The 9256-nt window shown below is 69.0% G+C and carries 9 protein-coding genes; 3 read left to right on the top strand and 6 right to left on the bottom strand.

The window, feature by feature from the left end; genetic code table 11:
• Positions 1-629 precede the first annotated feature (629 nt).
• From ABIC28_RS01290 to ABIC28_RS01275, 4 genes are read right to left on the bottom strand one after another with little or no spacing between them, the layout of a single operon-like run.
• A complete protein-coding gene (locus ABIC28_RS01290) occupies positions 630-1055 on the bottom strand; it encodes a PPOX class F420-dependent oxidoreductase (RefSeq protein ID WP_209928707.1) in 426 nt (141 codons plus the stop codon).
• A 41-nt stretch (positions 1056-1096) separates the two neighbouring features.
• Complete coding sequence (locus ABIC28_RS01285) at positions 1097-1846, bottom strand: SDR family NAD(P)-dependent oxidoreductase (RefSeq protein WP_097211045.1); 750 nt, start codon at positions 1844-1846, stop codon at positions 1097-1099.
• On the bottom strand, positions 1843-2850 hold the full coding sequence (locus tag ABIC28_RS01280) for a phosphotransferase family protein (protein WP_209929250.1): 1008 nt from the start codon (positions 2848-2850) through the stop codon (positions 1843-1845). The genes ABIC28_RS01285 and ABIC28_RS01280 overlap by 4 nt, the downstream gene beginning before the upstream one ends.
• A gap of 11 nt (positions 2851-2861) precedes the next feature.
• The gene (locus ABIC28_RS01275; protein ID WP_097211106.1) at positions 2862-4070 is read right to left on the bottom strand and encodes an acyl-CoA dehydrogenase family protein; all 1209 of its coding nucleotides are present in this window, start codon (positions 4068-4070) and stop codon (positions 2862-2864) included.
• 145 nt (positions 4071-4215) lie between these two features.
• Here ABIC28_RS01275 and ABIC28_RS01270 point away from each other — a divergent pair, with 145 nt between their 5' ends.
• On the top strand, positions 4216-5109 hold the full coding sequence (locus tag ABIC28_RS01270) for a TetR-type transcription factor C-terminal domain-containing protein (protein WP_354577186.1): 894 nt from the start codon (positions 4216-4218) through the stop codon (positions 5107-5109).
• 8 nt (positions 5110-5117) lie between these two features.
• Here ABIC28_RS01270 and ABIC28_RS01265 read toward each other — a convergent pair whose 3' ends face one another.
• Positions 5118-6032 (bottom strand): SDR family oxidoreductase, encoded by a 915-nt coding sequence (locus ABIC28_RS01265; RefSeq protein WP_209928704.1) that lies wholly within the window; start codon positions 6030-6032, stop codon positions 5118-5120.
• A gap of 27 nt (positions 6033-6059) precedes the next feature.
• Positions 6060-6524 (bottom strand): MarR family winged helix-turn-helix transcriptional regulator, encoded by a 465-nt coding sequence (locus tag ABIC28_RS01260; RefSeq protein WP_097211104.1) that lies wholly within the window; start codon positions 6522-6524, stop codon positions 6060-6062.
• Positions 6525-6581: 57 nt separating this feature from the next.
• On the opposite strand from ABIC28_RS01260, the gene ABIC28_RS01255 reads away from it, so the two are divergent.
• Entirely contained in the window at positions 6582-8114 is a 1533-nt protein-coding gene (locus ABIC28_RS01255; RefSeq protein ID WP_502944978.1) for an MFS transporter, read from the top strand.
• A 134-nt stretch (positions 8115-8248) separates the two neighbouring features.
• The gene (locus ABIC28_RS01250) at positions 8249-9244 is read left to right on the top strand and encodes a DUF6777 domain-containing protein (RefSeq protein ID WP_307861331.1); all 996 of its coding nucleotides are present in this window, start codon (positions 8249-8251) and stop codon (positions 9242-9244) included.
• Positions 9245-9256: the final 12 nt, after the last annotated feature.

The following is a 9256-nucleotide window of genomic DNA, read 5'->3' as shown; positions in this document are numbered from 1 at the left end:
TTTCCGGAACACCGCGGAGTCCCAAACAACCACTTGAATCCCCTCGCCCCCAGCCCATGGGCGCAGCAAAGACAGGTAAGGATCCAAATCAGATTCGACAAGGAAGAGACCGCATCGCCGATACGCGCGAGCGGGAACGGGTGCGCGCCGAGCGCACTGAGAACTATCGTCTGGTCATGCGACCTGTCACGTGGTCACACAACTTCCCGCGGTTCGCGCGATCGCCGAACTGCGACGAGGTCTCAACCTCATCGTGAAGGACACCGAAGCAGCCCCCTGCGCACCGAGTCCATGGATCCACCCTGCGCTCATTGATCGCCCTCCCGAGGAACAATCACGCCGCCACGAGTGGCAACGTCCCGAAATCGCGGCGAGTTCTGCCCGCACCGCAGGATGTAATCTACATCTCAACCAGGTCCGCTCATGCCCTTTTGGTATTTCTTCTAACAAGCGTCCAAGACCTGGCCCGGATTGTCGCGATCCGCACGCTCATCCAGCGCTTCGACACGGCGGACGCTCGATCATCTTCCCAGCTCAGCGGCGTTTCACAGCACGCGAACGCACCTTGTGCGCTAGTCACAGCGGTATTGTGATTCGGTCACAGGCCGTGACCTTGGGACACGATCCGGTCAGCCGGTGACGTCCAGATCGGCGATCACCTTGGTCGGACGGAGCCGCACCACCAGCTCCCCTGGCACGCCGTTCCGACGTCCGAACTCCTCCGCCCGGTCCGGCCCCATGTACCGGCCACCGATCGCGGTCGCGATGCGGATCAGTTCCTCGGGGTCCTCGGACACGGTGGCCACGCCCTGCACCTGGACGAAGGCATACGGCGGCTGTTCGAGGTCCACGCAGAGCACCACCCGGCCGTCGCGCGCCACGGCGCGGCCCTTGGCGGAGCCGGTGCCGGTGTTGAAGACCAGATCGTCACCGTCGACGACGAACCACACGGGAGCGACCAGCGGCCGGCCGTCGGACGCGGTGAAACCGAGCTTGCCCGTCCGGGTGCCCGCCGACAGGAACTCGCGTATCGCGGGATCGGCCAGAGTGATCACCCGCGGGAGGCTACGCGGTCGGGCCGTCGCGCGCGCGACTTTCAGGCGCGATAGCCGTCGGTGCCCGCCCTGGCCATGATGATATTCGGGATCACGGCCCGCGACGACAGCCTCAGCAGCGCGTCGACCACCTCGACGACATCGTTGACCTCGAGCATCGCCCCCGGCGGCACCTGCTCGTGGGTCCACGCGCTCATATCGGTGTCCACGAACGCGGGCGCAATGGTCGTGGCGCACACCCCGCGGCCGGACTCCTCGGCGTTCAACGTCGCCGCCATGCTGATCAGCGCCGCCTTCGTCGCGCCGTAGACCGCGAGGCCCTGCTCCGCGTACACACCGGTGATGGACGCGAGCGCGATCACCTTGGCACCACGGCCCGGGTTCGCGGCGGCGCCCGCCCGCAGCAACGGCAACGACTCCTGGAGCAACTGGAACGGCCCGCGGAAGTTCACCGCAACGGTCTTGTCGAACCGGCGCAGCGGAAAGTCCCCGATCTCCCCCGCGGTGCCGACTCCCGCGTTCAGGATCAGCGCGGTCATCGGGCCGAGCCGGTCCGCGTGTGCGGCCGTCACCCTGGCGATATCGGTCTCGTCGGCCATGTCGCCCGCGATCGGCACCACCTCGGGCGCCCCTGCGGCGCGCAGCCCATCCGCGACGGAGTCGAGCCGCGCGGGGTCCCTTGCGGTGATCGTCAACGAGTATCCCGACTGCGCGAGCCGAGTCGCGATCCCGAGCCCGATCCCCCGCGAGGCCCCCGTGACCAGGGCCGTCCTGTTCTCGCCGTCGCTCACAGCGTCACTCCCTTCAGTGCCCGCAGCCCCGCCGCGATGAACTCGGGCGTCGCCTCGGCGGCCCGCACCGCGCCGGCGCCGGAGTCCGATCCCTGCAGCGCGCGATGGGTGATGCCCTCACCGATCACACCCAACTTGAAGTTGGCGAGCGCGAGATAGAAGTTCCAGTCCCCGAGGTCGCGGCCGGACGCGACGGCGTAGCTCTGCGCCAGCGCGCCCGCCGACGGCAGCCGATCGCTGGTCCAGGCCGCCTGGGATCCGAGCACAAGGTCGAACACCGGGTCCCGGTACACACACATCAGGGCGACGTCGGTCAGCGGATCACCCAGCGTCGACATCTCCCAATCCACCACCGCCCGGACCCGCCCCGGGTCACGGGGATCCAGGATCGTGTTGTCGATCCTGAAGTCGCCGTGCACGATCGACGCGGCCGAGGTCGCGGGCATGGCCTCGGTGAGCGCGGCATGCAGGACCGCCACATCGGGAAGCTCCCTCGTCTTGACCCGATCCCATTGTCCCGCCCAGAGTTTCACCTGCCTCGCGACGAAGCCGTCGGGCCGCCCGAAGTCGCCCAGCCCCACCGCCCGGTAGTCCACCGCATGCAGATCGGCCAGGACTCGCACCAGCGTGTCGGCACTGGCCTCGACCTGATCATCGGAGAGCCCGGCGAGGTCGGCCTGATCCCGGACCACCGTGCCCTCGACGAATTCGACCACCGTCATCGGCGCGCCGAGTGCAGAGCCGTCGGCATCGAAGGCCACCGTCCGCGCAACCGGCACGGCCGTGCCCTGCAGCGCCGAGGTCACGGTGTACTCCCGAGCCATGTCGTGCGCCGACGGGGTCAACCCACTGGTCGGTGGCCGTCGCACCACCCACGACGACCGGTCGTCCCAGGCCCGGTAGGTCAGATTGGATCGGCCGCCGCTGATCAGCTCGACGTGCAGCTCCCCATGCAATTCGATGCAGCTGTCGGACAGGAACCGCTGCAGCGCAGCGATGTTCATTCCGGGAAGGCTCACTTCGCACCCCTCAGCTCGCGCTTGGCTGCCCCGACGACCCGCTTGGCGATGGCCCAACGGTGCACCTCGGACGGCCCGTCGTAGACCCGGAACGGACGGACCTCCCGGGAGAGCCGCGCCAGCGGCAGGTCGCCGGAGACCCCCATCCCGCCGCACATCTGCATGCTGCGGTCGACGATCCGGAAGACCGCCTCGGCGGCGTAGGTCTTCGCGATCGATGTCGCGTTCGACGCCGGGTCGCCGCTGTCGAGCTCCCAGCAGGCCCGTATCAGCAGAGCCCGGGTGGCGGCGATGTCGATTTCGTTGTCCGCCACCATCTTCTGAACCATGCCGAGGTCGCCCAGCCTGGATCCGAAGCCTTCCCGCTCGGCTACCCGGGCAACCGCGACGTCATGGCCGCGGCGCGCGGCGCCCAGCCAGCGCATGACGTGGGTCATCCGGGCCGGGCCGAGCCGCACCTGGGCGTACTCGAAGCCGCGGTCGACCTCGCCGAGCACCGCGGCGTCGGGAACCAGCAGGTCCTCGAAGAAGACCTCGCAGTGCCCGCCGATCATCGCCCGGTCCAGGGTGTCGATGTGTCGCCCCACCCGGATCCCGGGACTGTCGGCGGGCGCGAGGAACATCGTGGCCCCGCCACGCTGACCGGGCTCGCCCGAGGTGCGCGCCATGATGATGAAGAATCCGGCGCCGTCGGCGCCGGTGATGAACCACTTGTGCCCGTTGATCCGCCAGCCGCCATCCGCTCGGACCGCGCGGGTGGTCAGCGCCGACGGGTCCGATCCCGCTCCCGGTGCCGGCTCCGTCATCGCGAAGGCCGAACGGACGTCCCCGTGGGCCAGTGGCGCGAGGAACTGCTGCTTCTGCTCCGGGTTGGCGATGTGCGCCAACATGTGGACGTTGCCCTCGTCGGGCGCCGCGATGTTCAACGCGGTGGGACCGAACAGTGAGTAGCCGGCCTCCTCGAACACCGGGGCACGGTCCGACATGTTCAACCCGTGGCCGCCGAACTCGAGCGGGGCGTGCGGGGCGAACACCCCGGCGGCCTTGGCCGCCTGTTGCATGCCGATCCGCAGCGCGTCGCCGCCGCCGGCCGTGATGTCCCCGGCGTGCTCGTCCTCGATGGGCAGGATGACGTCGCGGGTGAAGGTCCTGGTGCGGTCGATGAGGTCCTGGACCTCGGGGGAATAGGTCAGATCGATCGACACACTCACTCCTCCTTCGTCACGTAGCCGAACGATCGCTCGGCAGCTGATTTCCACACGATCTCACAGGTTTGTCTGCCCGTCAAAGGAGTTCAGTAGATGCCAACGTGTAGCATGTTCAGCATTACTGAACAGATTGGATCGAGAGTTGACCAAGCCGGAGCACCTGCCCGACACGATCAGGCGGACGCGCCGGTCGGCGGGCCTGACATTGCGAGAGCTCGCGGGGCGGATGGCGATCAGCCCGGCGACGCTCAGCGCCATCGAGAACGGCAAGACCGGCGTCTCGGTCGAGCGACTGCACGCCCTCGCCGGGGCGCTCGACACCACCGCCGCACGGTTGGTGGGCGATGCCGGCACCACCCTCGCCCGCGGACCCTCCACCGCGGACCGCCGAGTGCGCACTTCCCGGCGCGAATCCCCAGGAGCGGCGGCGGCAACTGCACAGTCGACGGGTGACTGGCGCATGTTCCCAGCACTGCGCATCGACCCCGTGCTCGCGGCCGCGATCGACTCGTTCGTCGAGACCGGGTATCACGGCGCGACCATGCGCTCGATCGCCGAGCGGGCGGGCATGAGCGTTCCCGGCATGTACCACCACTACCGGGACAAGCAGGAGCTACTGGTGCGGGCGCTCGATCTCACGATGGACGAGCTGCACTGGCGGGTGCGGGCGGCACGGGACCAGGGCACCGGCGGGCTCGAGCGCGTCGGCCTCATCGTCGAGGCGCTCGCGCTCTATCACACGCACCGCAGGGAACTCGCATTCATCGGCGCCAGCGAGATGCGTAGCCTCGAACCGGCGAACCGGGCGCGGATCACCGACTCCCGCAATCAGATCCAATACCTTCTCGACGACGAGATCGACGCTGCGATCGCCGAGGGAAGCCTCATGACGCGGCATCCGAGGGATGCCGGACGGGCCATCTCGACGATGTGCACATCACTGCCGCAGTGGTTCCGGATCGATGGACCGTCCTCGCCCGAGCAGATCGCCGCGGAGTACGCGAGCTTCGCTCTCGATCTGCTCGGGCGGGGGTGAGTGCGGGGCTACAGGCCCTGACGCGAGTTCTCGTTGCGCGACTGCCCGGCCATGTCCGAGTTCGGTCGCGCCTCGGCGACCAGCGCCGGGATGACCTCCCCCAGCTCCGCCGGATCCCAACGGGCGTTCTTCGACACCCCGGGGCCCGCCACCCAGGTCTCCGCGACGCTGATCGAACCGCCGTGCACATTGAAGATCCGGCCGGTGATGCCGTCGGACTCCGGCGATCCGAGCCAGACGACGGTCGGCGAGATGTTCGCCGGTGCGGCGGCATCGAAGCCGGTGCGTTCCTTCTCGGCCTCCATCGCAGCGACGAAACCCTCTAGGCCCGCGGTCATCTGGGTGAGAGCGGTGGGGGCGATCGCGTTGACGGTGACGCCGAGCCGGGCGAGCTCGTCGGCGAGGATCACGGTGAACGCCGCGATGCCCGCCTTCGCGGCGCCGTAGTTCGCCTGCCCGATGTTGCCGTACAGGCCCGAGGGCGAGGAGGTGTTGATGATGCGCGGGTGCGCGACAGGGGTGCCCGCCTTGTGCTGCTCCCGCCAGTACGACGCCACGTGCTGCGACGGCGCGAACGTCCCCCGCAGGTGCACGCGCATGACGTCGTCCCACTGATCGACCGTCATGTTGACGAACATCTTGTCGCGGAGGATGCCCGCGTTGTTGACGAGCACGTGCACGGTGCCGAACGTATCGATCGCGCTGCGCACCAGCCGGCCTGCGCCGTCGAAGTCCGAGATGTCGTCCTTGTTCGCGATGGCCTCGCCGCCGAGCGCCTTGATCTCCTCGACGACCGCCTCGGCGGGCCCGAGGTCGTTGACGACGACCTTCGCTCCCTGCCTGGCGAACTCGAGCGCGTGCTCACGGCCGATGCCGCCCGCGGCGCCGGTCACGATCACGACGCGTCCCTCGTTGATGCCCATCCGTGCAACTCCCTCGCAGCTTGTCGGTCAGTCCCTCGGCCAGCTGAGACCCTGTCGGTCCTCGATCTGTTCGTTCAGCCGCCGCAACAAGGTAACCAGATCCCGTCGATCCTTCTCGTCCCAATCGGCGACGAGGGAGTTGATGCCGTCGACGTTGTGCTGCCGGTCGGAACGCAGCGCGCGCAGTCCGCCCTCCGTCGGCCGGAGTTTCCTCGCCGTGCCGCCCTGCGGGTCGGGAATTCTCTCGGCCAGCCCCTGCCGGACGAGCGCGGCGGTCTGCCGGTTGATCGTCGAGACGTCGAGGCCGAACGAGTCCGCCAGCTCCTTCAACGTCATCGGCTCGCCGATCTCGAGGCGACTCAACAACAGATACGCGGATCGGTCGAGCGCCTGCTGTTCCAGCCATCGCTTGGTCACCAGGGTGGTGTGGCGGGCCATCAGCGTGATCTCGCGCTCCAACCCGCGACCCGGGTCGATCTCCTCGGATTCCATCAGGGTCATCCTCGCATCACGCCGCCATACTCCCACCGATTGTGCACGATACATACGATGTGTACCGTACACATCTATTGCTTTCTTCGAACTCGATCAGCGCATAGAACACAAGAGAAGAGGTCCGTCGTGACCATTGCTGCCGACAGCGCGACGCGGCGCACCCGCTCCTCCACCTGGATCCTCGCCACGCTGGCGTTCTCCGGCATCGTGGTCTCGCTCATGCAGACCCTCGTCGTGCCGCTGATCCACGTCCTGCCCGAGCTGTTGAACACCTCGGCCTCCACCGCGTCCTGGGTCATCACCTCCACCCTGCTGGCCGCGGCCGTCGTCACGCCGGTCTCGGGCCGCCTCGGCGATATGTTCGGCAAGCGGCGAATGATCCTGGTCAGCATGGCTTTCCTGGTCGCGGGATCGGTGGTGTGCGCGCTGAGCGAGACCGTCCCCCTTGTGATCATCGGCCGCATCCTGCAGGGCGCGGCGACCGGGGCGATCCCGCTCGGCATCAGCATCCTTCGCGACGAATTGCCCGCCGAGAAGGTGGGCGGCGCGATCTCGGTGATGAGTTCGACGATGGGCGTCGGCGGTGCGATCGGCCTGCCGCTGGCCGCGGCGACGGCACAGAACTTCAACTGGCACATGCTGTTCTGGGCATCCGCGGTGCTGGGCGCCCTGGTCGCGATCGCGGTCGCGATCCTGGTCCCCGAGTCATCCGTCCGCAATCCGGGCCGGTTCGACTACCTCGGCGCGGTGGGGCTCGCGGCCGGCCTCGTCTCGCTGTTGTTGGCGATCACCAAGGGCGCCGAGTGGGGCTGGACCAGTGCGACCACCCTCGGGTTGCTCGCCGCGGCCCTCGTCGTGTTCCTGGCGTGGGGGTTCGCCGAGCTGCGCACAGCAGCGCCCCTCGTCAACCTCCGGGTGTCCGCCTCCCGACCGATCCTGCTGACCAACCTGGCCTCGGTCATGACCGGATTCGCCATGTACGCAACGTCGTTGACGGTTCCGCAGCTGCTGCAGTCACCGCCGGAGACCGGCTACGGACTCGGCCAGTCGATGGTCATGGCCGGGCTGTGCATGGCGCCCGCAGGCATCGTGATGATGCTGCTCTCGCCGGTCTCGGCCCGCATCACCAACCGGTACGGCCCGCGGACGACCCTGATGGTCGGCACCGTCGTCATCGCCGTCGGCTACCTGATCGGCGCCGTGCTGATGAACGAGGTCTGGCAGATCGCGCTCGTCTCGACCATCATCGGTGCGGGGATCGGCGTCGCGTATGCGGCCATGCCCGCCCTGATCATGCGCTCGGTCCCGCTGCACGAGACGGCGGCCGCGAACGGCCTCAACTCCCTGATGCGGATGGTCGGAACGTCCTTCGCGAGTGCCGTGATGACCGTGGTGCTGGCCAACATGACCATGTCGTTCGGCCCGGCCCTTGTGCCGACGCACCGGGCGTTCGTGGTGACATTCCTGATCGGCGCCGCGGCCGCGTTGCTGGCGCTGCTCATCGCGGCCTTCATCCCGCGTCGGGTCCCCGCGTCCGTCGTTGCCCCCACGCCGGCCGCGGACCTGGAGCCCGAACCGGCTCGCTGAGCACCGCGCCCGAGGTCCCGTAATAGAGCCCGGCCGCCCCACCGAGTGCTTACGATGTGTGCGTGGCCACCGTCATCGCCGGGCAGGCCGCACGGTCTGCCCGACGAAGCACTGTCGCAAGGACCGGTCCACGTGTGGGACACGTGCCGGGTCGATGGCTCGTGGTCGCGTGTGCCGTGGTGGTCGCGGCGTGTTCGAACGGACAGGAGACCCAGCCGCGGCCCCTGGCGCTGGACCGGGTGATCTCCGACGGCCGGTTGCCCTGGACCGACCGCCTGCTACCCCCGCAGATCCCGACGGTCGTCCCGCCCGGTCCGCCCGGCGCCGACCTCCCGAACGCGGACGCAGGCGTCAGCGTCTCAGGCGATCGCGTCGGTCTGTACGGCGGAAGCCTCGACCGGGTCCTGTGCGACCGGGAGCGGCTGGTCGCAGACCTCGAGAGCGATCCGGTCAAGGTGGAGGCCTGGTCCGGCGTGCTCGATGTCGACGACGTGCGGAGCTACGTGCGCACCCTCACGCCCGTGCTGCTGCGCGCGGACACGAGGGTGACCAACCACGGCTACAGCGGACAGCGCGCGACGTCGTATCAGTCGGTCCTCGAAGCCGGGACCATCGTGCTGATCGACGACCACGGAACGCCGCGGGTCCGATGCGCGCGGGGAAGCCCGCTGAGCGATCCGCGCTCGAGTTCGGAGCCTGCCGCGGCGGAGGACGAGTGGCCCGGCTACGACGCCGAGCGACTACTGCTCGTACAACCCGCCCAGCAGCCGATGGCGCAGGTCACGGTCGTGGACCTGACGACCGGCGGCCTCGCGGCCGTACCGATCGGGGCGGGACCCCAGCAGCCGGCGGATCGGCCCGGCGCGCTGCCCCCGATGCCACCCCCGGGCCCGCCCCCGCCGCCTCCGCCCGCGGCACAACTAGAGCCGCTCGCGGTCGCGCCGCCACCCGTCCAGAGACAGGCGCCCGCTCCGGCGCCCGAGCCACCACCACCGGCGCCCGCACCGCCCCCACCCGCGCCGGAACCACCGCCGCCCGCGCCCGCGCCGGTTCCCGCGGCCCCACCCCCACCGCCGCAGATCCAGGTCCAGATACCCGGGCTGCCGCCGCTGGTGATCCAGGTGCCCTGATCCCTACGGTCT

Origin of the sequence: Rhodococcus sp. PvR044 (genome assembly GCF_040548995.1) — a bacterium.
In the GTDB taxonomy this organism is placed as follows: domain Bacteria; phylum Actinomycetota; class Actinomycetes; order Mycobacteriales; family Mycobacteriaceae; genus Rhodococcus_G; species Rhodococcus_G oryzae.
This window is presented reverse-complemented; position numbering and strand designations above follow the sequence as displayed.